This window comes from Leifsonia naganoensis (genome assembly GCF_013410615.1).
GTDB classification, from domain to species: domain Bacteria; phylum Actinomycetota; class Actinomycetes; order Actinomycetales; family Microbacteriaceae; genus Leifsonia; species Leifsonia aquatica.
Genome location: NZ_JACCHJ010000001.1, coordinates 1,757,502 through 1,784,148, shown reverse-complemented (window position 1 = coordinate 1,784,148; position 26,647 = coordinate 1,757,502). Strand labels below are relative to the sequence as shown.

At 70.2% G+C, this 26,647-nt stretch carries 29 protein-coding genes; 7 read left to right on the top strand and 22 right to left on the bottom strand.

From position 1 onward, the window contains the following. Positions 1–21: 21 nt before the first annotated feature. Together HNR14_RS08620 and HNR14_RS08615 are read right to left on the bottom strand one after the other, a co-directional pair. Positions 22–309, bottom strand: a complete 288-nt coding sequence (locus HNR14_RS08620; RefSeq protein WP_021760167.1) for an HU family DNA-binding protein — start codon at positions 307–309, stop codon at positions 22–24. Positions 310–460: 151 nt separating this feature from the next. Next, positions 461–1,429, bottom strand: a complete 969-nt coding sequence (locus HNR14_RS08615; protein ID WP_179700702.1) for a helix-turn-helix transcriptional regulator — start codon at positions 1,427–1,429, stop codon at positions 461–463. 56 nt (positions 1,430–1,485) lie between these two features. Here HNR14_RS08615 and HNR14_RS08610 point away from each other — a divergent pair, with 56 nt between their 5' ends. Next, positions 1,486–2,589 carry an epoxide hydrolase family protein gene (locus tag HNR14_RS08610; protein ID WP_179700701.1) on the top strand — a complete coding sequence of 368 codons (1,104 nt, stop codon included), beginning with the start codon at positions 1,486–1,488 and terminating at the stop codon, positions 2,587–2,589. Positions 2,590–2,657: 68 nt separating this feature from the next. On the opposite strand, the gene rpsN is transcribed toward HNR14_RS08610, so the two are convergent. The 9 genes from rpsN to HNR14_RS08565 all read right to left on the bottom strand — a co-directional run bounded on the left by rpsN (position 2,658) and on the right by HNR14_RS08565 (position 8,676). After that, positions 2,658–2,963, bottom strand: a complete 306-nt coding sequence (gene rpsN / locus HNR14_RS08605; RefSeq protein WP_021760160.1) for a 30S ribosomal protein S14 — start codon at positions 2,961–2,963, stop codon at positions 2,658–2,660. A gap of 2 nt (positions 2,964–2,965) precedes the next feature. Continuing rightward, positions 2,966–3,133: a 50S ribosomal protein L33 gene (gene rpmG, locus HNR14_RS08600; protein WP_021760158.1), complete on the bottom strand. Its 168-nt coding sequence runs from the start codon at positions 3,131–3,133 to the stop codon at positions 2,966–2,968. Then, positions 3,133–3,369: a 50S ribosomal protein L28 gene (gene rpmB, locus HNR14_RS08595; protein ID WP_021760156.1), complete on the bottom strand. Its 237-nt coding sequence runs from the start codon at positions 3,367–3,369 to the stop codon at positions 3,133–3,135. The genes rpmG and rpmB overlap by 1 nt, the downstream gene beginning before the upstream one ends. A gap of 270 nt (positions 3,370–3,639) precedes the next feature. After that, entirely contained in the window at positions 3,640–4,284 is a 645-nt protein-coding gene (locus HNR14_RS08590; protein ID WP_246311546.1) for an NYN domain-containing protein, read from the bottom strand. Positions 4,285–4,400: 116 nt separating this feature from the next. Then, entirely contained in the window at positions 4,401–4,790 is a 390-nt protein-coding gene (locus HNR14_RS08585; protein ID WP_179702593.1) for a Fur family transcriptional regulator, read from the bottom strand. A gap of 6 nt (positions 4,791–4,796) precedes the next feature. Next, entirely contained in the window at positions 4,797–5,684 is an 888-nt protein-coding gene (locus tag HNR14_RS08580) for a metal ABC transporter permease (protein ID WP_179700700.1), read from the bottom strand. Beyond that, entirely contained in the window at positions 5,681–6,541 is an 861-nt protein-coding gene (locus HNR14_RS08575; protein WP_179700699.1) for a metal ABC transporter ATP-binding protein, read from the bottom strand. The genes HNR14_RS08580 and HNR14_RS08575 overlap by 4 nt, the downstream gene beginning before the upstream one ends. Then, positions 6,538–7,446: a metal ABC transporter solute-binding protein, Zn/Mn family gene (locus HNR14_RS08570; RefSeq protein WP_179700698.1), complete on the bottom strand. Its 909-nt coding sequence runs from the start codon at positions 7,444–7,446 to the stop codon at positions 6,538–6,540. The genes HNR14_RS08575 and HNR14_RS08570 overlap by 4 nt, the downstream gene beginning before the upstream one ends. A gap of 99 nt (positions 7,447–7,545) precedes the next feature. Beyond that, positions 7,546–8,676 (bottom strand): PucR family transcriptional regulator, encoded by a 1,131-nt coding sequence (locus HNR14_RS08565; protein ID WP_179700697.1) that lies wholly within the window; start codon positions 8,674–8,676, stop codon positions 7,546–7,548. A 154-nt stretch (positions 8,677–8,830) separates the two neighbouring features. Here HNR14_RS08565 and HNR14_RS08560 point away from each other — a divergent pair, with 154 nt between their 5' ends. Together HNR14_RS08560 and HNR14_RS08555 are read left to right on the top strand one after the other, a co-directional pair. Beyond that, positions 8,831–9,928, top strand: a complete 1,098-nt coding sequence (locus HNR14_RS08560; RefSeq protein ID WP_021758108.1) for a zinc-binding dehydrogenase — start codon at positions 8,831–8,833, stop codon at positions 9,926–9,928. A gap of 67 nt (positions 9,929–9,995) precedes the next feature. Continuing rightward, positions 9,996–11,438, top strand: coding sequence for an APC family permease (locus tag HNR14_RS08555; RefSeq protein WP_246311545.1), 1,443 nt, complete (start codon positions 9,996–9,998; stop codon positions 11,436–11,438). Positions 11,439–11,548: 110 nt separating this feature from the next. On the opposite strand, the gene HNR14_RS08550 is transcribed toward HNR14_RS08555, so the two are convergent. From HNR14_RS08550 to HNR14_RS08535, 4 genes are all read right to left on the bottom strand, one after another. Further along, a complete protein-coding gene (locus tag HNR14_RS08550; RefSeq protein ID WP_179700696.1) occupies positions 11,549–13,018 on the bottom strand; it encodes a dihydrolipoamide acetyltransferase family protein in 1,470 nt (489 codons plus the stop codon). A gap of 25 nt (positions 13,019–13,043) precedes the next feature. After that, positions 13,044–14,018 (bottom strand): transketolase C-terminal domain-containing protein, encoded by a 975-nt coding sequence (locus HNR14_RS08545; RefSeq protein WP_179702591.1) that lies wholly within the window; start codon positions 14,016–14,018, stop codon positions 13,044–13,046. A gap of 329 nt (positions 14,019–14,347) precedes the next feature. Continuing rightward, positions 14,348–15,487 carry a pyruvate dehydrogenase (acetyl-transferring) E1 component subunit alpha gene (pdhA, locus tag HNR14_RS08540; RefSeq protein WP_179700695.1) on the bottom strand — a complete coding sequence of 380 codons (1,140 nt, stop codon included), beginning with the start codon at positions 15,485–15,487 and terminating at the stop codon, positions 14,348–14,350. 4 nt (positions 15,488–15,491) lie between these two features. Beyond that, positions 15,492–16,601, bottom strand: coding sequence for a histidinol-phosphate transaminase (locus HNR14_RS08535; protein WP_343064441.1), 1,110 nt, complete (start codon positions 16,599–16,601; stop codon positions 15,492–15,494). A gap of 92 nt (positions 16,602–16,693) precedes the next feature. Here HNR14_RS08535 and HNR14_RS08530 point away from each other — a divergent pair, with 92 nt between their 5' ends. Next, positions 16,694–17,077: a phage holin family protein gene (locus tag HNR14_RS08530; RefSeq protein ID WP_179700694.1), complete on the top strand. Its 384-nt coding sequence runs from the start codon at positions 16,694–16,696 to the stop codon at positions 17,075–17,077. Positions 17,078–17,155: 78 nt separating this feature from the next. Next, a complete protein-coding gene (gene purB / locus HNR14_RS08525) occupies positions 17,156–18,535 on the top strand; it encodes an adenylosuccinate lyase (protein WP_021765236.1) in 1,380 nt (459 codons plus the stop codon). 93 nt (positions 18,536–18,628) lie between these two features. Here the strand turns inward: purB and HNR14_RS08520 are convergent, their stop codons facing one another. Together HNR14_RS08520 and HNR14_RS21345 are read right to left on the bottom strand one after the other, a co-directional pair. Continuing rightward, the gene (locus tag HNR14_RS08520; RefSeq protein WP_021765235.1) at positions 18,629–18,934 is read right to left on the bottom strand and encodes a hypothetical protein; all 306 of its coding nucleotides are present in this window, start codon (positions 18,932–18,934) and stop codon (positions 18,629–18,631) included. Beyond that, positions 18,931–19,530, bottom strand: a complete 600-nt coding sequence (locus tag HNR14_RS21345) for a DUF308 domain-containing protein (RefSeq protein ID WP_021765234.1) — start codon at positions 19,528–19,530, stop codon at positions 18,931–18,933. The genes HNR14_RS08520 and HNR14_RS21345 overlap by 4 nt, the downstream gene beginning before the upstream one ends. A 97-nt stretch (positions 19,531–19,627) precedes the next feature. Here HNR14_RS21345 and HNR14_RS08510 point away from each other — a divergent pair, with 97 nt between their 5' ends. Next, positions 19,628–20,329: a Pr6Pr family membrane protein gene (locus HNR14_RS08510; RefSeq protein ID WP_179700693.1), complete on the top strand. Its 702-nt coding sequence runs from the start codon at positions 19,628–19,630 to the stop codon at positions 20,327–20,329. Here HNR14_RS08510 and HNR14_RS08505 read toward each other — a convergent pair whose 3' ends face one another. Both HNR14_RS08505 and HNR14_RS08500 read right to left on the bottom strand, forming a co-directional pair. Then, complete coding sequence (locus tag HNR14_RS08505) at positions 20,330–20,866, bottom strand: hypothetical protein (RefSeq protein ID WP_179700692.1); 537 nt, start codon at positions 20,864–20,866, stop codon at positions 20,330–20,332. Positions 20,867–20,976: 110 nt separating this feature from the next. Further along, positions 20,977–23,805, bottom strand: a complete 2,829-nt coding sequence (locus HNR14_RS08500; protein ID WP_179700691.1) for an Ig-like domain repeat protein — start codon at positions 23,803–23,805, stop codon at positions 20,977–20,979. Between the two features lie 228 nt (positions 23,806–24,033). On the opposite strand from HNR14_RS08500, the gene HNR14_RS08495 reads away from it, so the two are divergent. Beyond that, positions 24,034–24,315 carry a hypothetical protein gene (locus HNR14_RS08495; RefSeq protein WP_179700690.1) on the top strand — a complete coding sequence of 94 codons (282 nt, stop codon included), beginning with the start codon at positions 24,034–24,036 and terminating at the stop codon, positions 24,313–24,315. On the opposite strand, the gene HNR14_RS08490 is transcribed toward HNR14_RS08495, so the two are convergent. Genes HNR14_RS08490 through dnaB form a run of 3 tightly spaced genes read right to left on the bottom strand, consistent with a single transcriptional unit; the run spans position 24,312 to position 26,565 of the window. Further along, positions 24,312–24,764 (bottom strand): HTH domain-containing protein, encoded by a 453-nt coding sequence (locus tag HNR14_RS08490; protein ID WP_179700689.1) that lies wholly within the window; start codon positions 24,762–24,764, stop codon positions 24,312–24,314. The genes HNR14_RS08495 and HNR14_RS08490 overlap by 4 nt on opposite strands. Then, the gene (locus HNR14_RS08485) at positions 24,761–25,168 is read right to left on the bottom strand and encodes a hypothetical protein (RefSeq protein ID WP_179700688.1); all 408 of its coding nucleotides are present in this window, start codon (positions 25,166–25,168) and stop codon (positions 24,761–24,763) included. Before HNR14_RS08485 ends, HNR14_RS08490 begins: the two co-directional genes overlap by 4 nt. Before the next feature lie 20 nt (positions 25,169–25,188). Then, positions 25,189–26,565 (bottom strand): replicative DNA helicase, encoded by a 1,377-nt coding sequence (gene dnaB, locus HNR14_RS08480; RefSeq protein ID WP_179700687.1) that lies wholly within the window; start codon positions 26,563–26,565, stop codon positions 25,189–25,191. Between the last annotated feature and the right edge of the window lie 82 nt (positions 26,566–26,647).

Sequence of the window (26,647 nt, the reverse complement as noted above, 5' to 3'; positions counted from 1 at the left end):
CCTCCGGCAAAGCGAGTGGGACTACTTGACAGCAGCCTTCAGCTTCGAGCCCGCGGTCAGCTTGACGCGGTGGCCGGCCGGGATCGAGATCTCGGCACCGGTCTGCGGGTTGCGGCCCGTGCGGGCAGCGGTCTCGGTGCGCTCGGCGGCGAGCCAGCCCGGGATGGTGACCTTGCCACCGGCGGCGACGGTCTCGGAGATCGTCGCGAAGAACGCGTCGACGACACCGGAGACGGTGGCCTGGCTCTGCCCCGACGCCGCGGCGACGGCAGCGACGAGCTCGGTCTTGTTCAGCGACTTGTCAGCCATTGAGTGTCCTCCTCGGACGTTGTGCTGGATCTACAGCTTGCAGTGGAACAGCCACGGCCTCGGAGGGCCATAACGGTTGGTCGGATGACCGCCTCGAATGTATCAGGAATCCGCGGAAACACGCGGATTTTCGGCGTTTCTCACGGCTCTTTCACCTCGGGGAGGGGTCCTGACCGACCGCCCGGCGGTACCGATCGGCGATCTCGCGGAGCAACGGGACCAGTTCCGCGGGCGACTCGACGGTGAAGTCCATGCCCAGCATTCCGACGTATGCGGCGACCGTGTGGAGGCTGTCGCCGCCCGTGAGGAGCACGGAGTGGGTCGCGTCGACGGCCTCGACGGCGCCGACCGCCGGGTTGATCCGCGCGAGGACGGCCTCGGCGCTGGCGTCGACGCGCAGTCGCACGTGCACGTCCCAGCCGCTGTGGGCCGCCTGCCGCACCGCGAATGCCGCGAAGTCGCCGTGCGGGAACGGCACCGGCTCGAACGGGCGCCTGGTCGGCATCCTGAGCTCCAGGTGGTCGAGCCGGTAGCTCGCCCACTCGTCGGCCTCCGGGTCGCGTGCCACGAGATACCAGCGGCGCTGCCAGCTGAGCAGCCGGTACGGCTCGACCAGCACCGGGCGGCCGCGGTGCTCGAAGCGCAGCCAGTGCCGGCTGTGGATGGCATCGGCCACCGCTCGCAGCGCCGCGGGGGAGACCTCCGGGTCCTCCGCGTCGCTTCCCGTGTTCTCGGACGCGGGCTCCATCGACGTGGACACGGCCTCCACCGCGGGTCGCAGCCGCTCCGGGAGCATCTGCTCGAGCTTGGCGAGCGCGCGCCCTCCCGCCTCCCCGATCCCGGGCAGGCGTGCCGTCGAGCGCAGGCCGACCGCTGTCGCCACGGCCTCGTCGTCGTCGAGCAGGAGCGGTGGCATCCGGCCTCCCGAGCCGAAGCGGTAGCCGCCTCCCGGGCCCCGCGCGCCGTCGACGGGATAGCCCAGCTCGCGCAGCCGCTCGATGTCCGTGCGCACCGTGCGCTCGGAGACGCCGAGCTCGGCCGCCAGCTCGGGGCCCGATCGTCCGGAGGGCGTCGCGAGCAGTCCGAGCAAGGCCAGGATGCGCATCGCGGAATCGCTCATCACACTCTCCGAATTCAGGAAGTCATACTGCCGTTATCGACCATAGCGTGGGATCTATGGAAACCAACGCCGCCCTCGCCCTCCGCCCGTTCACGATCCGCGTCGACGAGTCCCAGCTCGCCGATCTGCGCGAGCGTCTCGCACGCACCCGGCTGCCGCAGCCCGCGCCGGCCGACGACTGGAGCGCCGGAACCCCCAACAGCTACCTGAGCGCCGCCATCGACCGCTGGCGCGATGGCTTCGACTGGCGCGCGGTCGAGGAGAAGCTGAACGCACGGCCGCACTTCCTCACGGAGATCGACGGCCAGACCATCCACTTCCTCCACGTGCCCTCGTCCCGGCCCCACGCTCCGGCGCTCCTGCTCGCCCACACCTACCCCGGCTCCTCCGCCGACTTCCTGGGCCTCATCGACGCCCTCGCAGCGGACTTCTCCCTGGTGATCCCGGACGCGCCCGGGTTCGGCTGGTCGCAGCCGGTCACCGAGAGCGGATGGACGACCGCACGCGTCGCCGCGGCCTACGACTCCCTGATGCGCGGCCTCGGCTACGACAGCTACGGCGTGCACGGTTCCGACAACGGCGCCCTGATCGCCCGCGAGCTCGGCCTCGTCTCCCCGGAGGGCTTCCTCGGCCTCCACGTGCAGCAGCTCTTCTCGTTCCCGTCGGGCGACCCCTCGGAGTTCGAGCGGCTCGAGCCGCAGGACTACGCGGGCCTCGAGCACATGAAGTGGTTCCAGTCCGTCGGCGCCTACAACGCGATGAACTCCTCCCGCCCCCAGACCATCGCGGCGGCGCTCAGCGACTCCCCGCTCGGGCTCCTCGCCTACAGCGAGCTGTTCGAGTCGTTCGGCAACGGCACGTCGCGGGTGCCGCTGGACTCGGTGCTCACGGCGGTGAGCATCGCGTGGTTCACCAACGCCTCCGCCGGCATGAGCCGCGCCTACTACGAGAACGCCATCGTGCCGCCGTCGACCGCGGTCAACACCGCGCGCACCGGGGTCGCGGTCTTCGCGGACGACTTCCAGACCACCCGGGTGTTCGCCGAGCGCGACAACTCCCGGATCGTGCACTGGAGCCGGTTCCCGGAGGGTGGCCACTTCGCCGCGCTCGAGTTCCCCGAGGTGCTCGCCGACGACATCCGCTCGTTCTTCATCGCCTGACGTCGCCCGAGAACGCCGAAGGGGCGCCCGGCATGATGCCGGACGCCCCTTCGTGCGTCAGTCGCTGTTTACCAGCTGGACTTGGTGATGCCGGGCAGCTCGCCACGGTGCGCCATGTCGCGGAAGCGAACGCGCGAGATGCCGAACTTGCTGAGGTTTCCGCGCGGACGGCCGTCGACGGCGTCGCGGTTGCGGACGCGGATCGGCGAAGCGTCGCGGGGGAGCTTCTGCAGGCCGAGGCGCGCGGCCTCGCGGGACTCGTCGGAGCCGTTCGGGTCGACGAGAGCCTTCTTGAGCTCGGCGCGGCGGGCGGCGTAGCGCTCGACGACGACCTTGCGCTGCTCGTTCTTGGCGATCTTGGACTTCTTGGCCATGTTTAGCGCTCCTCTCGGAAGTCGACGTGCTTGCGCACGACGGGGTCGTACTTCTTGAGCACGAGACGGTCAGGGTTGTTGCGACGGTTCTTGCGGGTCACGTAGGTGTAACCGGTGCCCGCCGTCGAACGGAGCTTGATGATCGGACGGATGTCCTGCTGCTTTGCCATTAGATCTTCTCCCCACGGGCCAGGAGGTCCTTGACGACGGCCTCGATGCCACGGGCGTCGATGACCTTGATGCCCTTGGCGCTCAAGGTGAGGGTCACTTTACGGCGAAGCGACGGAACGTAGTACGTCTTCTTCTGGATGTTCGGATCGAACCGGCGCTTGTTGCGACGGTGCGAGTGCGAGATCGAGTGACCGAAGCCTGGAACGGCTCCCGTCACCTGGCACACTGCTGCCATTGCTTTCTTCTCCAATACCGTGAGGCCGGACGGCCTCACCCAAGGTCACTTGTCGGCGCACGACTTCCCCACGCTTGGAAGGGTGTGAGGGGTTCGTACGCGATCTGAGCAGGAGGAGCCCACTCAGCCAAAGAACAACTCTACGACACGCCCGGGTTGCTGGCAAATCCGGCGGACGTGGTGGCAGGAGTTCCCGTAGTGCGAAAACTCCGATACTCTATTTCTACCAACCCGCTTCTCCACGTGAGAGCGGGTCTTTTTTTGCCTGTCTCACCATTCAGCGGGCTTACGCGCGTGCTGCACGAGGTCCGGCAGTTGCGCCGCCCGAAAATCGGCGGCGACGAGCCGTCGCCACCAGTGACGACCGACGCCGTCGTCGGGTCGCCCCTTCAACGCCCCGGCGGTGGGGTTGGGAGACGGAATCACCGTTCCGACCGGTACTCGCTGACGCGCCATCCTGAGCGGCAGCTCGAGATCCGAGTCGTTGGACACGACGACGGCTCCATCGACCGCCCCCGTCAGCACATCGAAAAGCAGATGCGCGGCGACATTGACATCCGAACCCTTCTCCTCTCGTTTTCGAATGCGAGCGGTCACGGCGGCACCCTCTGCGCCGCCGAGGTTCCGCACCCGGATCGGGAGCCTGCTATCCCAGGTCTCATCGCTCAGGTCATAGAGAGGCGGTCGATATGTGCCGGGTGCCGCAGCCACAAGCGGTTCTTCCTTGGCCCACGACACGTATCGGCCCACCGCGATGAGATCAACAGACCCCGAGAGCTCCAGCGCGTCGAGATAGATGGACTGATCGAGGTGAGCACTGGGATTGTCGATCGCATCGACGCGCGCCGTGCAGTAGACGACCCTCTCGATCGCCGACCCGGGCCAGCCGAGCAGTGGCTCGATCAGCGCTCGCACATCGAGCCATCGCCATCCCGACGTACCGCGTCCGGAGTGCTTCCTCGCCCCGTAGTAGAGGTTGTAACCGTCGACTTAGACCCCGATGCGCATTCATCGAGTCTAGTGATCACATTTCAGTGCAGCGCGGAGCAGTTCTCGCACAGGCCGAAGACGTCGACGACGTGCTGCGCCTGCGTGAAGCCGTGGGCGGCCGCCGCCGCGCGCGCCCATTCCTCGACGGCGTCGGCCTCGATCTCGACCGTCAGACCGCAGTTGCGGCAGATCAGGTGGTGGTGGTGCCCGCCGGTGCAGGCGCGGTACAGGCTCTCGCCCTCGGGGGACTGCAGGGAGTCGGCGTCGCCCTCGGCCGCGAGGTCGGCGAGCGCGCGGTAGACGGTCGCGAGGCCGATCGGGGAGCCGGTCTCATGGAGGCTGAGGTGCAGCGATTGCGCGCTGATGAAGCCCTCCGTCGAGGTCAGGGCCTCGCGGACGGCCTCCCGCTGCCAGGTGTTGCGCTTCACGATCTCAGGCTAGCCCGCCTGGCTCACGAGACGCCGTGAACCGCGTTCCCGCCGCACGCCGATCAGGCGGCAGACGACGTAGATGACGAACGAGATGGTGGTGACGTACGGGCTGATCGGCAGCGAGCTCCCGAGCGCCAGCATGATGCCGCCCACCACCGAGACCAGCGCGAAGACCACGCTGAGCACCGGGACGCCGATCGGCGACGACGAGACGCGCATCGCCGCCGCGGCCGGCGTGACGAGGAGCGAGAGCACCAGCAGCGCGCCCACGATCTGCACGGACACGGCAACCGCGAGCCCGAGCAGCACCATGAAGGCGAGTGCGACGAAGCGGGTCGGGATGCCGCGCGCGGCGGCGACGTCCGCATCCAGGCTGTCGAAGGTCAGCGGGCGCCACATGAGCAGCAGCCCGATCAGCACGACCACGCCGATCCCGATCAGCCAGCCGAGCTGCGGGTCGTCGACCGAGACGATCTGGCCGGTGAGCAGGCCGAACTTGTTCGCGCTGCGGCCGGGATAGAGCGCCAGGAACAGGATGCCGAGGCCCAGCCCGAACGGCATGAGCACCGCGATGATCGAGTTGCGGTCGCGGGCCTTCGCGCCGAGCAGGCCGATCAGCACGGCGGCGATGAGGGAGCCGAAGAGGGAGCCGACCACGACGTTCGCCCCGAAGAGCAGCGCGGCGGCGGCCCCGGCGAACGAGAGCTCGCTGATGCCGTGCACGGCGAACGCCATGTCGCGCTGCATGACGAAGACGCCGATGAGACCGCCGACAACGCCCAGCACGGCGCCCGCGAAGATCGAGTTCTTCACGAGCGCGAGCAGCTCGCCGTAGTCGGCGAACGAGAACAGCTGCGACCAGAGGTCGCCCGAGGCGGCGAGGTGCATGATCATGGGGCCGGCTCCGGGTGCGGTGCGGTGGTGTGAGCGTGGTGGGCGTGCGTCTCGGAGTCGGGGATGCCGACCACGACGATGCGCCCGCGGCTGCGGATGACGTCGACGGGCGTCCCGTACAGGTCCGTCAGCACCTCGCTGCGCAGCACCTCGTCGGGGGTGCCGGTGCGGAACCGGCCGCCGGCCAGGTAGAGCACGCGGTCGACCATCCCGAGCACCGGGTTCACGTCGTGCGTCACGAAGACGACCGCACTGCCGTTCTCACGCCGGCGCCGGTCGATCAGCTCGCTGACGCCGCGCTGGTGCTGCAGGTCGAGGGAGAGGAGGGGCTCGTCGCAGAGCAGCATGGCCGGACCTCCGGCGAGCGCCTGGGCGACGCGCAGCCGCTGCTGCTCGCCGCCGGAGAGGGAGCCGACGGGCGCGTCCGCGTAGCGGCGGGCGCCCACGGCGTCGATGAGCTCGTCCGTGCGAGCGCGGTCGGCGCGGTTGGGCAGCGGGAACCCCCAGCGGTGGCCGTCGACGCCCAGGCGCACGAGATCCCGCGCGCGCATCGGCGTCCCGGCGGGGATGAGCTTCTGCTGCGGGATGTACCCGATCCGGCGATCGCCGCGGCGCACCGGATGGCCGTCGAACGCGATCGATCCGCCGTCGAGCCGCTGCTGGCCCAGGATGGCGCGCAGCAGGCTGGTCTTGCCCGAGCCGTTCGGGCCGAGCACCGCGACGAACTCGCCGGCGTGCACGTCGAGGTCGAGGCCGCTCCACAGGGTCCGCTCGCCGAAGCCGAGCGAGGCGTCGCGCAGCTGCAGCACGACACCTCGATCGGTGGGCGCGGGGACCCGCGCGAGAGGTTCGGTCATTCCCCGAGTGCCTTGGCCACGGCGTCGACGTTCGCGTTCATCCAGCCGATGTAGTCCTTGCCGCTCGGGAGGGTCTCGGTCACCGGCACGACGGGGACGCCGGCCTGCTTGGCGGCGGCGAGCACTTTCTCGGTCTCGGGGCCGCTGGTCTGCTCATTGTAGGCGAGCAGTTTCACGGAGCCGCCCTGGATCACGCCGAGCATCTCCTGCAGCACGGCGGGTGAGACGTCGGTGCCCTCCTCGATCGCCTCGCTGAAGGCCTCGGGGGTCTTGTTCTCGAGACCGGCGGCCTCGAGCAGGTAGAGCGGGACGGGCTCGGTGATGGCGACGCCCTCACCCGCGTACGTGGTCTTGAGCTCGGCGGTGCGGTTCTCGAGGGCGGTCAGCTTCTCGCCGAACGACTTCGCGTTCGCGGTGAACGTCGACGCCTGCGCGGGGTCAGCCTTCGAGAGGGCGGTGACCAGATCGTCCGCCAGCTTCTGCACCGTCGGGAAGTCGTACCAGACGTGCTCGTTGAGCTCGCCGTCGACGGCCTTCTTGCCGGAGATGTCGACGACGTTCAGGACGGTGCGCTTGTCGTTCGGCGCCGCCGTGAGCATGGTGCCGACGAAGTCGTCGTAGCCGCCACCGTTCTCGATGACGATGTCGGCCTTCGAGATGGCGAGCTGGTTCTGCGCGCTCGCCTCGAACGAGTGCGGGTCCTGCGCGGGGTCGTCCATGATCGAGGTCACCTCGACGGCGTCGCCGGCGATGGTGGAGGCGATGTCGCCGTACACGTTGGTGCTGGCGACGATGCGGACCTTCCCATCGTCGGCGGACGAACCGGAGGAGGCGGCGGAGCAGCCGGTGAGGGCGAGGGCTGCGACGGCCGTGAGGGCGATCGCGAGGAGGGGGCGCTTCTGCATGAGCGGGACCTGTCTAAGTCTGCGTTGCTGTGTCGTGTTCGTGGGCACCGGTGATCGGGCCACTACGAAACTACGCCTTGTTGAGAATGATTGTCAAAATCAACTCCGCGCCTGCAGCGCCAGCCACGCCAGCGCCCGGTCCTCGGCGCTCGTCATCGACAGCCCGGTGAGCTCCTCGATCTTCTGCATCCGGTTGCGCAGCGTGTGCCGGTGCACGCCCAACTGGGTGGCGGCGGCCTCCCAGCTCCCGTTCTCGGCGAGGAACACCCGGAGCGACTCCAGCAGCTGCCCGTCGGCCTCCGCCGCGAGCGGCCGCAGCGGCTCGACGAGCGCGGTGACGGCCGAGGAGGGGAGGGCGCGCAGCAGTTCCGCGACGCTCGCCATGCGCGCGAACTCCACCGCGGGGCGGTCGTCCGCCAGCGCGACGCCGACCGCGCGGTCCGCCTGCGATCGCGCCTCGGCGAGCGCACCGGGAGCGGCCGGGGCGCTGATGCCGCAGCGCACGGGGACGAGCTCGGTCGTCGCCGCCACTACGACACGGTCGATCCACGCCGGCACCGCCTCCGGTGCGATCACCACAACCACGTCGCCGTCGAGCATCCCGGCGACCGGCGGCAGCTCCAGCTCCTCGAGCCAGTCGAGGGCCTTCGTCTCCAGCACGACCGCGCGCGAGCGCGACTTCACGATGCAGACCACCAGCTCGCCGCCGGTGAGGCCCCAGCGGGAGGCGACCGAGCGCGCGAGCGACGCCGGGGCGTTCAGGAGCACCTCCACGACGTCCTGCCGGGCGAGCTGCTCGAGGCGGGCATCCCGCTTCGGGAAATAGGTGAGGTCGAGCAGCGCCGCCGCCTGTGTCGACAGGTCGCGTGTGCGGCTCGTCGCCCCGCGCCGCGCCGAGACGACCAGGGTCGCGCGCGGATCCTCCGCCCGCCCGACCGGGAAGGTCTGCAGCTCGGGGTTGCGCTGACGGCGGCTGCGCTGCGTCGCTGCAGTGATGGCGTCGTCGATGTGGATGCGCCCGGCGCCGACGGCGGCGATCGGCTCGCCGTAGCGGTCCACGAGCACCGCCCAGCCGTTCAGGAGGCGCGAGAGGGTCGTCACGACCCCTTCGGTGCCACCACGGCGCGCGGCCAGGGTCAGGGAGATGATGCCGCTGGAGACCAGCCGCGCCTCGGCCGCGTCGACGATGGGGGAGGTCGCGGCGGGGGAGGTCGCGGCGTCGGCGTCCATGACCTTCCTCTCCTCCCTGCTCGCGGGCACAGGATGACGTTTCGGCGTGCGCACGGCCGCGGGGTGGACGAAACGGCGGGTATCCGGTGCTGAGCACGGCTCATAGCATTTCCACCATCGTAATGACGCGCCCCGAACCCCTGAGGAACCCGCAGTGAAAGCCATCGTCTTCGACAGCACCGACAGCTCCATCGAGTACACCGACGTCGACCTCGCCGAACCCGGCGCGGGGGAGGTGCGGGTACGCATCGCGGCCGCCGGCGTCTGCCACTCCGACCTCCACGTGCGCCGCAACGAGTGGGACGCGCCGTCGCCGCTGGTGATGGGCCACGAGGGCTCCGGCGTCGTCACCGCCGTCGGCCCCGGCGTCTCCACCCTGGCCGAGGGCGACCACGTCGTGCTCTCCTGGGTCGCCCCCTGCAACGAGTGCCGCTACTGCCTGGCCGGCCACGAGGCCCGCTGCCAGGTCGCCGCCAACGTGGTCGCGCCGAATGGCGTGCTGCAGGACGGCACCTCCCGCCTGTCGATCGACGGCGAGCCCCTCCACCACTACCTCGGCGTCTCGTCGTTCGCCGAAGAGGCGGTCGTGCCCGCCTCCGGTGCCATCAAGGTGCGCGACGACGCCCCGCTCGACGTCATCGCGCTCGTCGGCTGCGCCGTCGCGACCGGTGTCGGCGCCGTCACCAACACCGCGGCCGTCGAGCCCGGCTCCATCGTCGTCGTCATCGGCTGCGGCGGCGTCGGCCTCTCCGTCATCCAGGGCGCCCGCCTCGCCGGCGCCTCGCGCATCGTCGCCGTCGACGTGCGCGCCGAGAAGACGGCGCTCGCCCGCCGCCTCGGCGCCACCGACGAGATCGACGCCTCCAAGCAGGACGCCGTCGAGGCGCTCCACGAGATCCTCCCCGACGGCGTCGACTACGCCTTCGACGCCATCGGCAACACCGCCACCACCGAGCAGGCCATTCGCATGCTCGGCCTCGGCGGCGCCGCCGTCATCGTCGGCCTGCCCCCGACAGGCGCCCGCGCCTCGTTCGAGCCGCTCGTGCTCGCGGAGGCCGACCAGCGCATCCTCGGCTCCAACTACGGAAGCGTGCGGCCGTCGATCGACATCCCCGCGCTCGTCGACCGCTACATGGACGGCGATCTGGAGCTCGACCTGCTCGTCAGCGGACGCCGTCCGCTCGCCGAGGCCGAGCAGGCGCTCGACGCCCTGCAGGAGGGCACCGCGCTGCGCACCCTGCTCATCCCCTGAGCACCCCGCCCCACCCCATCCAGCCCCACCTCCTCCCGTCCTCATCCCCCCGAAAGGCAGGACACCGTTGTCTTCGACCGAAACCAGTACCCCGGCACGCCCGGACGCGAGTGAGAGCGGCCTGCGGCGTGGCGCCATGGGCGGCGCCGAGCTCGTCGCCCAGGCCATCGCCAACATCGCCCCCTCCGCCGTCATCGCCTTCACCGCCGCCGCGATCTTCGTCACGGCCGGCAAGGGCACCTGGCTGTCGTTCGCCCTCGCGACCGTCGTCATCCTGGCCGTCGGCTACTGCATCTCGCAGTTCGCCAAGCGCCGCGCTTCCGCCGGCTCGCTCTACAACTACGCGGCGGCCGGCCTCGGCCCGTTCGGCGCGTTCCTGACCGGCCTCACTCTGGTGATCGGCTGCTTCGGGATCGCCGCCGGCTCGCTGAGTGGTGCGGTCATCCACTTCAGCGCGTTCCTCAACCAGATCGGCGTCGGCATCAGCGGCGTCGCCGGGCAGGTCCTCATCGCGGTGGTGCTGGGCGGCCTGGCCGCGCTCTTCACGGTGTGGGGCGTGCGCGTGTCGGCCCGGGTCTCCCTGGTGCTCGAGATCGTCTCGGTCACGATCATCACGATCCTGCTCGTCATCGCCCTGGCGAACGCCGGCCCGGCCGCGTTCGACCCGTCGCAGTTCTCGCTCGAGGGCGTGGAGCCGCAGGGCGTCGCGATCGGCATGGTGCTCGCGATCCTCGGCTTCGTCGGCTTCTCCAGCGCCGACGCCCTGGGCCGGGAGGCGCGCAACCCGTTCAAGGCCATCCCACGCGCCATCATGTGGAGCGCCCTCGGCGTCGGCGTGCTCTACGTCTTCGCCGCGTACACGCAGGTCGTGGTGCTGGGCGACAAGCTCGGCGAGTCGGTCAGCCCGCTCGACGACATCGCGACGATCGTCGGCCTGCCCAGCTGGTTCAACCCCATCCTGAACCTCGGCATCGCCGCGTCGTTCTTCGCCGTCGTCGTCGCCCCGCTCAACGTCATCGGACGCATCGTCTACGTGATGGGCAAGGAGGGCGTCGCCCCGAAGTACGTCGGCACGACGCACGCCAAGCTACTCACCCCGCACCGCGCGCTGCTGGTCTTCGCACCCCTCGTCATCCTCGTGCCCGTCGTGCTCTACCTGTTCGGCGTCGACGCGAACGACGTCCTGGTGTGGGTCGACACCTTCGGCACGTTCGGCTACATGGTCGCCTACGCGGCCGTCGCCATCGCGGCTCCGATCTTCCTGCGCCGCATGGGCATCAGGAACTGGCTCGTCTGGCCGTGCGTGGTCGTGGCCGTGGGCGGGATGGCGTACGTGTTCTGGGTGAACGTCGTGCCGATCCCCGCCTTCCCGCTCAACATCATCCCGCTGCTGTTCCTCGTCGCCGTCATCGCCGGCGTCGGCCGCTACGCGTGGGTGAAGAAGAACCGGCCGGACGTCATCGACGCCATCGGCTCGACGGAGACCGACGTCCTGGAGGGCATCGGCTGACGTCTCGCGAGACCTCGGTATCCCCCACACCGAGGAGGCCCCGTCCGGTCGATCGTTCACGGTCCCGGGCGGGGCTTCTCGCTGTCCGGGGACTGCAAGCTCGCGCGCTCTCAGTCGAGCAGGAGGGCGGGCTCCTCGATGATGGAGGCCACGTCGGCGAGGAAGCGCGAGGCGACGTCGCCGTCGACCACGCGGTGGTCGAACGACGCGCCGACCGTCGTGACGTAGCGCGGACGGACCTCGCCGTCCACGACCCACGGCTTCTGTTTGATGGTGCCGAGCGCCACGATGCCGACCTCGCCCGGGTTCAGGATGGGCGTGCCCGTGTCCATGCCGAAGACGCCGATGTTCGTGATCGTGATGGTGCCGCCCGCCATGTCCGACGGCGGGGTCTTGCCGTCGCGCGCGGTCAGCGTGAGCTGCTCGAGCGACTTCGCGAGGTCGAGGAGCGTCATGCCCTGCGCCTCCTTGACGTTCGGGACGATCAGGCCGCGCGGCGTGGCCGCGGCGATGCCGAGGTTCACGTAGTGCCGGATGATGATCTCCTCGTCCGTCCACGTGGAGTTGACGGTCGGGTTGCGGCGCACGGCCCAGATGATCGCCTTCGCCACGATGAGCAGCGGGGAGATCTTGATGCCGACGAAGTCGGCCGAGTTCTTGAGGCGCTTGATGAACTCCATCGTGCGCGTGGCGTCCACGTCGACGAAGAGGCTGACGTGCGGGGCGCTGAACGCGCTCGTGGTCATCGCGTTCGCGATGGCCTTGCGCACGCCCTTGACCGGGATGCGCTCTTCGCGGTCGTCCGGCCACTCCGGGGTCTGGATGTTGCGGAAGACGCTCGCCTGGGTCGCCTCGCGCAGCACGTCGTCCCGCGTCACGTCGCCGATCGGTCCGGTCGGGGTGACCGTGGTCAGGTCGACCCCGAGGTCCTTGGCGAGCTTGCGGATCGGCGGCTTGGCGATCACGGGGGCACCGGTCGCGACCGCGTGCCCGGCCGGGGCCTGAGCGCTCGGCGAGGCGGGCGCCGACGTGGGAGCGGCGGCGGCGGGCGCGGCTGCTGCAGGTGTCACAGCGGGCGCGGGAGCGGCGGCCGGTGCCGGGGCTGCGGCGGACGCAGCGGCCGCAGCCGGAGCGACCGTCGCCTGCGTGACGACCGGCAGCGCGGCGGTCCCGGGGTGGGAGACCCGGCGGCGACGGCTCGTGCCGTGGCCGGCCGAGCCGTAGCCCACGAGCACGGCCCCCGGCTTCGGCTCGTCGACCTCGTGCGAGACGCTGGCAGCCGCATCGGCGGCGGCCTCCGCCACCTCGCTCACGGGAGCGGCGGGCTCGGCGGATGCGGCCTCCCCCGTCACGGTGATGATCGGGGTGCCGACCTCGACGGTCTGGCCCTCGGAGACGAGTAGCTCGCCGACGGTCCCCTCGAACGGCGACGGCAGTTCGACGAGCGACTTCGCGGTCTCGATCTCGACGATCACCTGGTTGACCGCGACCGGCTCACCCGGGGCGACCTTCCACGAGACGATCTCCGCCTCGGTCAGACCCTCGCCCACATCGGGCAGCAGGAACTGGGACTCGCTCATGTGCGACTTCTTTCGGTTGGCGCGCTCAGTAGGCGAGCGCGCGGTCGACGGCCTCGAGGATGCGGTCGGCGTCGGGGAGGTAGACCTCTTCGAGCTTCGCCGGCGGGAACGGGGTGTCGAATCCGGCCACGCGCAGGATGGGCGACTCCAGCGAATAGAACGCACGCTCGGAGACGGTCGCCGCGATCTCGGAGCCGAGCGAGACGTTGCCGGGCGCCTCCTGCGCGACGATCAGGCGGCCGGTCTTCTGCACCGACTGGACGACGGGCCCGTAGTCGACGGGGGAGAGGGAGCGCAGGTCGACGACCTCGATGCTCCGGCCCTCCTCGGCGGCGATCTCGGCCGCGCGCAGCGCGACGCTGACCATGCCCGCCCAGGCGACAACGGTCACGTCGGTGCCGGTGCGCACGACCCGGCTGGCGTGCAGCGGGGTGTCGTTCTCGACCAGGTCGACCTCGCCCTTGGGCCAGTAGCGGCTCATCGGCTCGAAGAAGATCACCGGGTCGTCGGACCTGATGGCCTCCTGGATCATCCAGTAGGCGTCGTGCGGGGTCGACGGCGCCACGATCCGCAGGCCGGCGGTGTGCGCGAAGTACGCCTCCGGAGCCTCCTGGTGGTGCTCGACGGCGCCGATGTGGCCGCCGTGCGGGATGCGGATCACGATCGGCATCGAGACGGCCCCGCTGTGACGGTTGGTCATCTTGGCCAGCTGGGTCGTGATCTGGTCGAAGCCGGGGAACACGAAGCCGTTGAACTGGATCTCGACGACGGGCCGGTACCCGCGCATGGCGAGCCCGATCGCGGTGCCGACGATGCCGGCCTCGGCGAGCGGGGTGTCCACGACGCGCTGCGGGCCGAACTCCTTCTGGAGGCCCTCCGTCACGCGGAAGACGCCACCCAGCGGGCCGACGTCCTCGCCCAGGACGAGGACCTTCGGGTCCTCGGCGAGCGCGCGACGCAGTCCCGCGTTCAGCGCCTTGACGAGGGGGAGATTCTGCACCGGCGGTTCCGGAGCGGCCGGTGCCGCCGGGGTCTCGACCGCGGCCTCCGTCTCATCCTCGGATGCGACCTCGGCGACCGGCTCGGCCGACGACTCCTCGGCCGCGACATCCGCGGCGCTGACGTCGTCGATCGAGAACTCGCGCGCCCACTCCTGCTCCGCCACGTGCTGCTCGAGCACGCGCGAGTCCGGGTCGCTCTCGACGATCTCGACCACGTCGATGGCCTCCGTGTCGGCCTGCGGCTCGCTCGACGCGTCGTGCGCCGGCTGCCCCTCGTGACCGTCGATCAGCTCGGCCTCCACGTACTCGGCCTCACTCCGCACCTCGTTCACGCGTCACCTCCGAAGGACGACTCGTACTCCTCGAGCCAGCGCCGCTGCTCCTCCATGACGGGGTGCGGCTCGCTGTAGACGTTGTCGAACATCGACTGGATGGGCGGCGGGCCCAGCTGGAGGGTGCGCTTGCGCACGTCGGCGGCCAGGTCGGCCCCCTCCTCCTCCGCACTGTCGAAGAACGCCTGGCCCATGCCCTGCTGCTCCAGGAAGGCCCGGAAGCGCAGGATCGGGTCGCGCTCCGCCCAGTAGGCGGTCTCCTCGTCGGTGCGGTACTTGGTCGGGTCGTCGCTCGACGTGTGGGCGCCGATCCGGTAGGTCAGGGCCTCGATCATGCTGGGGCCCTCACCGTTGCGGGCGTCGTCGAGGTGCTTCGCCGTCACCGCGTACGAGGCGAGGACGTCGTTGCCGTCCACCTGCACGCCCGGGATGCCGAAGCCGCTCGAGCGCAGGTACAGCGGGGTGCGCGACTGCGTCGACACCGGCACCGAGATGGCCCACTGGTTGTTCTGCAGGAAGAAGACCTGCGGGGTCTGGTAGCTCGCGGCGAAGACGAACGCCTCGCTCACGTCGCCCTGGCTGGTGGCGCCGTCGCCGAAGTAGGCGATGACGGCGGCATCCTTCTCGGGGTCGCCGGTGCCGACCGCGCCGTCGAACTTGATGCCCATCGCGTAGCCGGTCGCGTGCAGCGTCTGCGAGCCGATCACGAGCGTGTAGAGGTGGAAGTTGTTCACCGCCGGGTCCGTCGGGTCCCAGCCGCCGTGCGTCACACCGCGCAGGAGAGCGAGGATGCCGACGGGGTCGATGCCGCGCACCATGCCGACCACGTGCTCGCGGTAAGAGGGGAACAGGTGGTCCTGGGGCTTCGCCGCGCGGGCGGAGCCGACCTGGGCGCCCTCCTGGCCGACGCTCGGCACCCACAGGCCGAGCTGGCCCTGCCGCTGCAGGTTCGCCGCCTCGGTGTCGAAGGCCCGCACGCGCACCATGTCGCGGTAGAAGCGGCGGTAGTCGTCTTCGTCGAGGCGCTCCAGGTAGGGGAGGTACTCGCCGGCCGCGTCGCTCGGCTGGAACCGGCCGTCAGCTGTCAGCAGCTGGACGGTGTTCGCCGGGCGCGGAGTATCGTTCGTCGCAACCACCGTTCTAACCTAACCGCTTGGCAGGGTGGTCATTTGGTAGGTTCCGCACAAGATCGGCGGCCACCTCAAGGAGTTTGTCCACAGATTCCTGCTCTCCCACACTGATCCGGATGCCCTCACCCGCGAATGCACGCACGGTGAGCCCGGCATCGAAGAAGGCGTCGTTCGCGACGTCGGTCTGCGCGCCGGTCGCGAGCCACACGAAGTTGCCTTGCGCCTGAGGGACCACCCAGCCCTGCTCGACCAGCGCATCCCGGAGCCGGTCGCGCCGCATCGCCACGCGGGCGACACGCTCCATGAGCTCGTCCTCGGCCTCGATGGAGGCGATGGCCGCGACGCGGGAGGCGTCCGTCACCGACAGCGGGATGGCCGCCGAGCGTGCTGCATCCAGCACCGCGGCCGGACCGACCGCGTAGCCGATGCGCAGAGCGGCGAGGCCGTAGGCCTTCGAGAACGTGCGCAGCACGACGAGGTTCGGGTAACGCGAGAGCAGGGGGATGCCGTCCACCGAGCCGTCGACCGTGACGAACTCGTAGTAGGCCTCGTCCAGCAGCACCAGGAGGTCGCCCGGCACCGACGCCATGAACGTCTCGAACTCCGCCGCGGTCACGACGGGCCCGGTCGGGTTGTTCGGCGTGCAGACGATCACGACGCGCGTGCGCTCGGTGATCGCCGCCGCCATGGCCGCGAGGTCGTGCCCGCCGTCGGCACGGTTCGGCACCTGCACGCTCGTCGCGCCCGCCACGGTCACCAGACCCGGGTACGCCTCGAACGACCGCCACGCGTAGACGACCTCGTCGCCGACGCCGGCCGCGGCCGAGATCAGCTGCGCGAGCAGGGCGACCGAGCCACTGCCCAGGTGCACCTGCCCGACGTCGACGCCGTGCCGCTCGGCCAGGCGAAGGCGCAGGTCGGCCCCACCGGCGTTGGGGTAGCGGTTGAGCTCGCCCAGGGTGGTGGCCACGGCCTCCACGACGGAGGGGAGCGGCGGGTACGGGTTTTCGTTGCTGGACAGCTTGAAGCCGTCCGCCGGTGCGGCTCGTCCCTGCCGGTAGGCGGGGACCGCCACGATCTCGGGCCGGAGCTTCACGCCGAGCGCGTCTTCGGAAGTCACCTGACCAACTTAGTCTCGCCCGCATTCCTCCGGGGGAATTCCTTCGTCGCTCGCCCCTGTCTCGAATCCGCCGCGCCTGGGATGATGGGCGCATGCGATTCCTGCTCAAGGTCATCATCAACGCCCTGGCGCTCTGGCTCACGACGCTCATCGTCAGCGGCGTCACCGTGCACCCGTACGAGGACACCACCGCCGCCACCGTGCTGACGTACCTGCTCATCGCGGTCATCTTCGGCGTGGTGAACGCGGTCATCGGCACGGCCATCCGCATCGTCGCGTTCCCGATCTACATCATCACGCTCGGGCTCATCTCGCTGGTGGTGAACGCCCTCCTGCTGCTGATCGTCTCGTGGATCAGCGATGCGATGGGCTTCGGCCTGCACGTGGACGGCTTCTGGGCGGGCGTGCTCGGCGCGCTGGTGCTCGGCATCATCGCGTGGCTGTTCGGCCTGATCGTGCGCCCGAACCGCAGCTGACGGCGGCGGGAGCGCCGCGCGCGCGGTGATGGGAGAATAGGCGGCGAACCCCACACGCCGATCCTCGCGAGGAGCCCCATGACCGCCCTGCCTCCCCAGCCCCTGAGCCCTCTGGACGGCCGGTACCGCTCCGCCGTCGTCGACCTCGGCGACCACCTCTCCGAGGCGGGCCTCAACCGGGCGCGCGTGCAGGTCGAGGTCGAGTGGCTCATCTACCTCACCGGTCACCGGATGTTCGGCTCCTCGCCGCTGACGGCCGAGCAGATCCGTTCGCTGCGCACCCTGGCCGACGGCTTCGGGCAGCCCGAGATCGACCGCCTGGCGGAGCTGGAGGCGACCACCAAGCACGACGTCAAGGCGGTCGAGTACCTCGTCCGCGAGCGCCTCCACGCCCTCGGCCTCGACCACATCGCCGAGCTGACACACTTCGCGGCCACCAGCGAGGACATCAACAACCTCTCCTACGCGCTCACCGTCAGCGCCGCGGTCAACCGGGTGTGGCTGCCCAAGTTCCGCGCCGTGGTGGCCGAGCTGCGCTCGCAGGCCCTGCAGTACCGCGACGACGCGATGCTCGCCCGCACCCACGGCCAGCCGGCCACGCCGACGACGATGGGCAAGGAGCTCGCCGTCTTCGTGCACCGCCTCGAGCGGATCCGCAAGCAGGTGGAGCAGACCGAGTACCTCGGCAAGTTCAGCGGCGCCACCGGCACGTTCGCCGCGCACCTCGTCGCCGACCCGGGCGCCGACTGGCCGCGCATCTCGCGCGAGTTCGTCAGCAGCCTCGGCCTCGACTGGAACCCGCTCACCACGCAGATCGAGTCGCACGACTGGCAGGCGGAGCTGTACTCCCGCATTTCGCACGCCAACCGCGTGCTCCACAACCTGTGCACGGACCTCTGGACCTACATCTCGCTCGGCTACTTCCGCCAGGTGCCCGAGCCGGGCGCGACCGGCTCGTCGACCATGCCGCACAAGGTCAACCCGATCCGCTTCGAGAACGCCGAGGCCAACCTGGAGCTCTCCAGCGCCGTGCTCGACTCGCTGTCGCAGACGCTCGTCACCAGCCGCCTCCAGCGCGACCTGACCGACTCGACCACGCAACGCAACATCGGCGTCGGCCTCGGCCACTCGGTGCTCGCCCTGGACAACATCCAGCGCGGTCTCGGCCAGATCTCGCTCGACCGGGATGCGCTCGCCGCCGATCTCGACGCCAACTGGGAGGTGCTCGCCGAGGCCATCCAGACCGTGATCCGCGCCGAGGTCACCGCCGGCCGCTCGACGATCACCGACCCATATGCGCTGCTCAAGGAGCTCACGCGCGGCAAGCGGGTCGACCACGCCGGCCTCACCGAGTTCGTGAACGGCCTCGACATCAGCCAGGCGGCCAAGAACCGCCTCCTCGAGCTCACGCCGGCCGGCTACGTCGGTCTCGCGTCGGAGCTCGTCGCGCTGCTCTGATCGCACCCGCCCCGCGTACGCGAGAGGCCGCCGGCGTCCTGCCGGCGGCCTCTCGTACGTCTGCGACCCGGTGGCCTGCCGGCCGCTGACGACTCAGTGACCCGAGGGCTTGTCCTTGTCGCGGGCCTCGGCGTCCTGCTCCAGGATGTCCTTCACCTCGGCGGCGTTCGGCTTGAACGCGAGCGCGAAGAGGGCCATCAGCACGAGCGCGAGGATGAACGCGACCCCGAAGAAGATGCCGGCGAGCAGGAACTCCCTGGTCGCCATCAGCACGATGAGTCCGGTGAAGATCCCGAGTCCGCCCGAGATGGCGAGCAGTTCGACGGGGAGGAAGCGGTCGCGGCGGGTCGGCTTGAGGCTGGAGGTCACGCTGGGGGCTTTCTTGTCGCGCTTGGTCACGAGGTCTCCGTCCGTCCTGCGACGTCGTGTGAGCGCGCGGCGGATCGCAGGGAGACGGCGCCGATGCCCTGGAACACTCCGACGATGACGGCCCAGGCGCCGAACAGCCCGACGGCCAGCAGCGCGTCCGCGGGGACGAGCAGCAGCACGAGGGCGAGCACGGCGGTGAGGGCTCCCGTCACGAGCCAGTCGCGGGCGGCAGCGTCACGGCCGCGGTCGCGCAGGCCGCTGTAGAGCTCGAGGAAGCCGGTGAGGGCGCCCCACACGGTGACGAGATAGAGGAAGAGGCCGAGGCCGCTGCTCGCGAGCGTCAGTGCGAGCACGCCGGCGACGATCCCGATGGCGCCCTGGATGACGAAGAGCGTGCGGGTCAGCGTGCGCGGGCCGAAGACGAACGTCAGGGCGGCCGTGGCGATGCCGTCGGCGATCGCGAAGCAGCCGAAGACGACGAGCCCGAAGACCGGGGTGTGCGCCCCTTGGGTGAAGGTCACGACGACGGCCGCGATGAGCGCGATGACGGCGCGCACGGCGGGGACGACCCAGTATCGGCTCGGAGTCTGAATCCCCTGGATCTGGGCAGGAACGGCGGGTGCCACTCGGCGACCTCTCTCATACAGGTTTCCCGTCCAGTCTAGCCGTGGCCTACCTGCGCGTTTGCCGCGCACGGAGGCCGCCGACCGCTACGATCGCGCCATGCGGATCGGTTTCGGCGCCCTGCGCGCGGTCATGGCCCTGGTCACCCTGGCGGCGATCATCGCCCAGCTCGCGAGCAGCATCGCCCAGACCACGGAGAAGGGCGGCAGCGTCGCCGGGCTCGTCACGAACTTTCTGAGCTTCTTCACGATCGACTCCAACGTCGCGACGGTCGTGGTGCTCGCGATCGGGGCCGTGCTGCTCTTCACCCGCTCGGACGACGATCCCGGATGGTTCACCGCCCTCCGTGCCGCCGTGGTCACCTACATGGTCACGACCGGCGTGGTCTACAACCTCCTGCTCCGCAACCTCCCGTTGCCGCAGGGGCAGACGGTGGCGTGGTCGAACGAGGTGCTGCACGTGATCGCCCCGTTGTACATGCTGCTCGACTGGCTGTTCGCGCCAGGGCGCGCGCCGCTGCGCCGCCGGGTCGTCTGGTGGATCGCGGCGTTCCCGATCGTGTGGGCCGTCTACACGTTGCTGCGAGCGCCGATCGCGGCCGACCCCAACACCGGCAAGCAGCCCTGGTACCCGTACCCGTTCCTCAACCCGGCGACCTCCGCGAACGGCTATCTCTCGGTCGCGTTCTACATCGTGCTGATCGCCGTGGTCATCCTCTGCGCCGGATACGGGGTCGTCTGGGTCTCCCGCCGCTGGCGCGGGAACAGGCCGTTGCCGGTCGAGGGGGAGTCCGCGGCCTGATCAGCGGGCCGCGGGCCGTCCGATCCGCGGCTCCCTGGCGCGGGAGGCCGTGTCGTCCTCTCGCCCCGACCAGACGACGACGGCGGTGATGCCGCCGATGACGAGCAGGAAGGCGCCGGTCGGCGTGATGCGGTCCGCGAGGCCGTGCTGGGCGCAGAGCGCCGAGACGATCCCCGCCGCTGCGCCGGCGAACGACACGACGGCGAAAGAGTACGAGACCGCGCTGGCCGCGCCGGTCTGCACGAGCCCGGTGACGATGAGGGCCGCGGCGGCGATGAGCCACACGGCGGCGAGCGGGAAGGCGAGCGCGAGCCCGATCGTGTCCCGCAGCAGGAGGCCGGGAACGAGGTAGACGACGGCCGCCGCGAGCATCAGCACGACCCCGAGGCCGAGGTACCCGAGGAGGCGCGAGCGCTCGGTTCCGAGGCGGTCCAACGGCGCGCGTAGCGCCGTCCAGGTGAACGCCAGGGAGAACGCGACCACCGCGAGTGCGACCGCGCCTGCGCTCTGCAGGAGGGGGAGGAGGATCGTGTCCATTCCTCCATTGAAGCGCCGGGAGGTCGCGAGCGCGTCATCCCGCAGGATGATCCGCATGGGACGACGGAGGGCCGCCTCGTGACGAGACGACCCTCCGTAGATCCGCGATGCTAGGCGTCGCGACGTGCTCCGTGCGCTGCGCGGCGCCGGCTGAGCAGCAGCGCGCCGCCGGCCGCGAGGAGCGCGGTCGCGATGGCGCCGAACGCGCCGATCGCGAGGCTGGAGCCGGTGGAGGCCAGCGCCGGGTCACCCGCCACCGCCACCGCGGCGACCGTGACGGTCAGCTGCGACGTGGAGGCTGCGAACGAGGCGTCGCCACTGTAGGTCGCGGTGATCGCGTGCGTTCCCGCGCCGAGGGCCGTCGTCCGGCAGGAGGTCGCCGGCAGCGTGACCGTGCAGAGGGTGCGCCCGGTCGCGTCGGTGAACGTGACGGTGCCGGTGGCGCCCGTCGGGAGTCCCGTGGCGGTGAGCGTCACCGCACCGCTGGCGAGGGCGTGCCGCGTTGCGAGCTTCGTCGGCTGGGGCGCCACCACGAGGGTGAAGTCCGATCCCGTCGCGGGCTCGTGGTTGTCGTCGCCGCTGTACTCCGCGTGGACCGTGTACTTCCCGCCGCGGAGCGTGTCCGGGATCGCACAGGTGGTCTCGGGGAGCGTGGCGGTGCAGAGCACGGTGCCGTCGTCCAGCACGAACGAGATCGTCCCAGTCGCGTCCTTCGGCACGCCGTCGACCGTGACGTCGACCGTCTTGCCGTGCTCGACGGTGACGGTGTCCGGGTCGGTGCCGCCGGTGCCCCCGCCGCCCTGGCCGGGTCCGCCGTTGCCGCCGCCCTGACCCGGGCCGCCGGTGCCGATGGTGGAGACGGCCTTGCGGACGGCGAGGGTCGCCTCGGCGGAGTCGGCCTTCGTGTAGACGTCGTCACCCGAGTACGCGACCGTGACCGGGTACTCGCCGGCCGCGAGGGTGGTGAGCGTCGGGCAGCTGGTCACGGGGAGAGTCGTGGAGCAGAGGGTCTTCCCTCCGGAGGTGAAGGTGAGCGTGCCGGTGGCGTCGGACGGCAGACCCGTGGCGGAGAGCGTGGCGGCCGTGCCGTACGGCACCTCGGTCGGCGCGACCGTCAGTGCGACGGCGGTAGAAACCTTGGTCACCGTGAGGGTCAGTTCTGTACGGTCGGTCCCGGTGACGGCGGCGTGGTCGTCGTCGCCGGCGTAACCGATCAGGACGGTGTGCGTACCGATCTCGCTCGCCGCCGTCGTGCAGCTGGCCGTGCCGCCCGAGATCGTCGCCGTGCAGAGCACGTCGCCGGACTCCTGGTCGGTGAAGGTCACGGTGCCCGTCGGCGCGGTGGGCGCGTTCGGGGCGCTCGATGCGACCGTCGCCGTGAGGGTGGCGGTTGCGCCGCGCTCGACCGTGACATCGCCCGCGGTGACGAGCACCGGCTGCTTCTGCACGGCGAACGTGCTCGAGACCGCGACGGCCTCGGCGTCCGTGGAGGCGAGGACCGTGGAGATCGTGGCGCTGCGGGCCTTGCCCGAGACGGTGTACGGGAGGGACAGCGTCGGCAGGTCCGTGCCCGGCTGGATCGGCGAAGCCGCGTCGACCGTGTAGTCGCAGGTCTCGACCTGGCCCGCGATGGTGCAGGACCATCCGGCGGGCAGATCGGTCGGCTGGGTGGGCTGCACGTTCGCCGGGAAGGTGGTGGTCGCACGGATGAGCTGCGATTCCGTTCCCCCGGCCGTCGTCGCGGTCGGGGTGACCGTGTAGGTCCCGGTTCCCGCGTGGGCGACGGAGGTGTCGCCTCCCGCTGCGGCGGAGAGCACGGGGACAGGGCCGGCCGCCGTCTTCGCCTCGAGGTAGTTGACCTCGTGAACGTCGGAGGCGCCGCCGGTGCCGGCGACCCAGCCGTAGGTGAGCTTGTACGGGTATCCGGTGGCCGGGTCGATCCACGAGGCCGGGATGGAGGCGGCGTTGGACGTGGTCGAGAGCGTCGGGAGCGCCCCGGTGAGGACCTGCTGGGAGCCGCCGATCGGCGTGAAGATCACCGCGAACTGGCCGGCGGCGACGGTGACGGTGGTCGCCCGCTGGGCCGGGATCGCGCTCGCGGTCGGGTTGATGACGATCTCGACCGGCACCTTCGCCTGGGCGCGGGAGGTCGCGCCCACCTTGCTCAGCGATCCGGTGAGCGGCGTGTTCGCGGTCGACTTGACGACGCAGTAGCCCGTGGTGCCGTTACCGGGGCCCCGCACCGTGACGCTGTCCGGGTACCGCACGCGCGTCGGCGTCAGGCTGCAGCCGGTCCCCTCGAAGTCGGGGTGGTTGAAGTTGCCGTACCGGTCGAGGCCGATGCCGAGGTAGGCGTGCGCGAGGCCGCTGCCGGACTTCGTGCCGCTGTAGCCCAGCGATCCGCCGAGCTGGCCGATCTGGGTCGGCACCGCCGGGTTGTACGGGTCGGTGGCGGCCAGGTAGAAGACGATGCCGTCCGCCGTGATCCCGGAGCCGTCCGCCGTGCCGTTGTACTGGTAGCTGTCGAAGATCGCGTCGATGCCCTTGGTGATCGGCACGGACTGCTTCGCGCCGACGCCACCGGTCTGGTTGAGCGTCGCCGACGTCAGGCGCAGCGCACCGTTGCCGTCGGCATCCGCTGTTCCACCGCAGCCGGGGATGGTGTCGGTGGCGGTGACCGTCGTCGTGGTGCGCGCGGTCAGGCAGGCCTTGTTGGTACCGGACGGCGCGCTGGGCAGTGTGTAGCCGCTGCCCGCGGTCGTTCCGGTGAAGCCTTCGTTGACGAAGGTGGTCTGCGCCGGCGGCGACACCGGGTCGGCGTACGACGCCGTCGCCCCGGTCAGGACGAGCGCGGCGACACCGAGAGCGGCGACACCGGAGAAGAGGGAACGGGATATGGACGTGACCGTTGCGGGACGGTCGCCGGTTTTCGGGCGCAAAGAAACCTCGGGCAGGTATGGCGGCGCTAGGACGCGCCGGGATCGGGTAGCCGTGCCGCCTTCGGTCGATCGTGTCGGGTGCGAATCGTCGGTGGGGCGACTTCGGTGCTCAGTCGTTATGACATTAGTGAGTTCTCAGCGTCTGGAAGGCCCGAAATCGCCCTCTTTCCCTCGAACTGGGGGCAGGAGCGCGTGTAGGCTGCCCCCAATTGCGGCCGACGGGGGAACGTGATCGAGATGCGGCAGGACGAGGACGGCGTGTTCCGGCCCGAGGGCCCGGACACCCCGCTTCCGTACGGCCTGCCCGAGGATCCGCAGGAGCCGTACGTGGCCATCGTGGCCCCGAACATCGACAAGATCTCGGTAGGGGCCTTCACTCCCGGGACCCTCGCCGGCCGCCGGACACGGCGCGGGCTCATCGCCTTCGCCGCCTCCGTCGCGGGCGGCCTGGTCGTCATCGGCGTCGTCGTCGCCGTTCAGACGGTGATGGCCGCGCTGGGTGCGGACTAGCGTTCTCTCCGCGCCAGGTTGACCGCGTTGATGAGGTGGCCGCCCGCAAGGGCGAGACGGTACTTCTTCTCGGCCGGCAGACTGCCCGGGTCGCGCAGCACGGCATCCACCTCGCCTGCGTCGAGTCCGGCCAAGTCGGCGATGTTCCTCGCCGTGAGGCGGCAGTCGATCGTCAACGACTCGTAGATCGCACGGAGGCGTTCATCGTCGCCGACCTGCATCCCCTCGGTCAGCTGCCCGGCCAGGACGGACAGTCTGACGATCTCGTCGTCGGAGAGCACCTGCGGCCGGGCGGTGAGCCCGACCGGCGCGCCGGCATGCTCGTCGAGAAACGCCTCCAGGCGCTCCGACCGGATGCCCGTGATGGCCTGCAGCGCCTCCTCGGAGATCGCGCCTGCCTCGAGAAGCTCCTTCAGTTCGGCCGCGGGGTCGAACGCCTGCGTCGTCATGGGTGACCGGTGGTCCCTTCTCGCCACGGGACGGCGATGACGTGCACGTCGTCTTCGTGGACGATCCGCCCCGGGTCGGCGGTCTCCACTTTCTCCCACGCCACCTGGTGCGCATCCAGCAGTTCGGTGTAAGGCGTCGTCCTCTCGATCAGTTCGACGGCGGAGAGCTTGAACCACGCCACGGCGCCGGGATGGACAGCACGGTCGTAGACGGCCGGGTCGGCCCGCGTGGGCTCTGCGTATGCGGCCTCGAACCAGTCGTTGCTGCGCCTCCACAGTGCGTACTCGTCCACACTCAGCCTGCCGGTGCGCGCGAGGCCGTTAGCGAGTGCGAAGACACCGACCTGCACACCACGCGCATTGGCGGTGACCGAACGGAATCGCACGAAGAGAGGTGCTGGCATGGGCCCCGGTTACACGAGCGCTACATCGGCGCCATGTCGGCGAAGCGGGAGTACATGCCCTGGAAGGCGACGGTGACGGTCTTGGTGGGGCCGTTGCGGTGCTTGGCGACGATGAGGTCGGCCTCGCCGGCGCGGGGGTTGTCCTTCTCGTAGGCGGACTCGCGGTGGAGCAGGATCACCATGTCGGCGTCCTGCTCGATCGAGCCGGACTCGCGGAGGTCGCTCAGGGCGGGGAGCTTGTCGGCGCGCTGCTCGGGGCCACGGTTCAGCTGCGAGAGGGCGATGACCGGCACCTGGAGCTCCTTGGCGAGGAGCTTGAGGGCACGCGAGAACTCAGAGACCTCCTGCTGACGGCTCTCGACCCGCTTGCCGCTCGTCATGAGCTGGAGGTAGTCGATGACGACCATCTTGAGGCCGACGCGCTGCTTGAGGCGGCGGCACTTGGCACGGATCTCGACGAGCGTCATGTTCGGGCTGTCGTCGATGTAGAGGGGGGCGTCGTTGATGCGGCCACGGGTGGCGGCGATGGTCGTCCAGTCGCGGTTGTCGACCGTTCCCTTGCGCATGTGCTGCAGCGGGACGGTCGCCTCGGCGGAGAGCAGGCGCATCGCGATCTCGCTGCGCCCCATCTCGAGGGAGAAGAAGATGGTCGGCATGTCGTGCTTGATGGCCGCGGCGCGGGCGAAGTCGAGCGCGAGCGTCGACTTTCCGAGCGCGGGTCGGGCGGCGACGATGACCATCTGGCCGGGGTGGAGGCCGTTCGTCAGCTCGTCGAGCTCGCTGAAGCCGGTCGGGACGCCCGTCATCGAGCCGTCCTTGTGCTTGGCCGCCTCGATCTCGTCGATGGCGACGGTGACGGCCTCCGTCAGCGGGACGTAGTCCTCGGCCTCCTGGGCGCCCGTCACCGAGTAGATCTCGGCCTGCGCGTTGTTGACGAGGTCGAGGACCTCACCCTCGGCCTTGTAGCCCATCTGCGTGATGCGGGTCCCGGCCTCGACCAGACGGCGCAGCAGCGCCTTCTCGGTCACGATGTTGGCGTAGTAGCCGGCGTTGGCCGCGGTGGGCACGAGGCTCGTCAGGGTGTGGAGGTACTCGGCGCCGCCGGCCCGGGAGAGTTCGCCGAGCTTGGTCAGCTCGTCGGTGACGGTGATCACGTCGGTGGGCTCACCGTGGGAGTACAGCGAGAGGATCGCGTCGTAGATGATCTCGTGCTTCGGGATGTAGAAGTCGGTGCCGCGCACGACCTCGACCACGTCGGCCACCGCGTCCTTGCTCAGCAGCATGCCGCCGAGAGCGCTCTGCTCGGCGAGCAGGTCGTGCGGAGGAGTCCGCTCGGTGTTCCGCGGCTCGGTCGCGGGTACGCCTCCGTCGGCGAGGCCGATATGGGCGATCGACACGTTCTCTCCTCACTCTGACCGCAGCAGCCACGCGGGCGTGGTCACGGTCTCAGCTTCGCCGTGGGGCGTCGGGATGCCCGCA

Excerpts from the sequence above, each read along its gene's own strand:
- HNR14_RS08620 (WP_021760167.1), bottom strand. The coding sequence starts at position 309 with ATGGCTGACAAGTCGCTGAACAAGACCGAGCTCGTCGCTGCCGTCGCC.
- HNR14_RS08510 (WP_179700693.1), top strand. The coding sequence starts at position 19,628 with ATGCGGATCGGTTTCGGCGCCCTGCGCGCGGTCATGGCCCTGGTCACC.
- rpsN (WP_021760160.1), bottom strand. The coding sequence starts at position 2,963 with ATGGCCAAGAAGTCCAAGATCGCCAAGAACGAGCAGCGCAAGGTCGTC.
- HNR14_RS08565 (WP_179700697.1), bottom strand. The coding sequence starts at position 8,676 with ATGGACGCCGACGCCGCGACCTCCCCCGCCGCGACCTCCCCCATCGTC.
- HNR14_RS08505 (WP_179700692.1), bottom strand. The coding sequence starts at position 20,866 with ATGGACACGATCCTCCTCCCCCTCCTGCAGAGCGCAGGCGCGGTCGCA.
- HNR14_RS08490 (WP_179700689.1), bottom strand. The coding sequence starts at position 24,764 with ATGACGACGCAGGCGTTCGACCCCGCGGCCGAACTGAAGGAGCTTCTC.
- HNR14_RS08550 (WP_179700696.1), bottom strand. The coding sequence starts at position 13,018 with ATGAGCGAGTCCCAGTTCCTGCTGCCCGATGTGGGCGAGGGTCTGACC.
- HNR14_RS08610 (WP_179700701.1), top strand. The coding sequence starts at position 1,486 with ATGGAAACCAACGCCGCCCTCGCCCTCCGCCCGTTCACGATCCGCGTC.
- rpmG (WP_021760158.1), bottom strand. The coding sequence starts at position 3,133 with ATGGCAAAGCAGCAGGACATCCGTCCGATCATCAAGCTCCGTTCGACG.
- HNR14_RS08570 (WP_179700698.1), bottom strand. The coding sequence starts at position 7,446 with ATGCAGAAGCGCCCCCTCCTCGCGATCGCCCTCACGGCCGTCGCAGCC.
- HNR14_RS08485 (WP_179700688.1), bottom strand. The coding sequence starts at position 25,168 with ATGCCAGCACCTCTCTTCGTGCGATTCCGTTCGGTCACCGCCAATGCG.
- HNR14_RS08530 (WP_179700694.1), top strand. The coding sequence starts at position 16,694 with ATGCGATTCCTGCTCAAGGTCATCATCAACGCCCTGGCGCTCTGGCTC.
- HNR14_RS08615 (WP_179700702.1), bottom strand. The coding sequence starts at position 1,429 with ATGAGCGATTCCGCGATGCGCATCCTGGCCTTGCTCGGACTGCTCGCG.
- purB (WP_021765236.1), top strand. The coding sequence starts at position 17,156 with ATGACCGCCCTGCCTCCCCAGCCCCTGAGCCCTCTGGACGGCCGGTAC.
- HNR14_RS08580 (WP_179700700.1), bottom strand. The coding sequence starts at position 5,684 with ATGATCATGCACCTCGCCGCCTCGGGCGACCTCTGGTCGCAGCTGTTC.
- rpmB (WP_021760156.1), bottom strand. The coding sequence starts at position 3,369 with ATGGCAGCAGTGTGCCAGGTGACGGGAGCCGTTCCAGGCTTCGGTCAC.
- HNR14_RS08575 (WP_179700699.1), bottom strand. The coding sequence starts at position 6,541 with ATGACCGAACCTCTCGCGCGGGTCCCCGCGCCCACCGATCGAGGTGTC.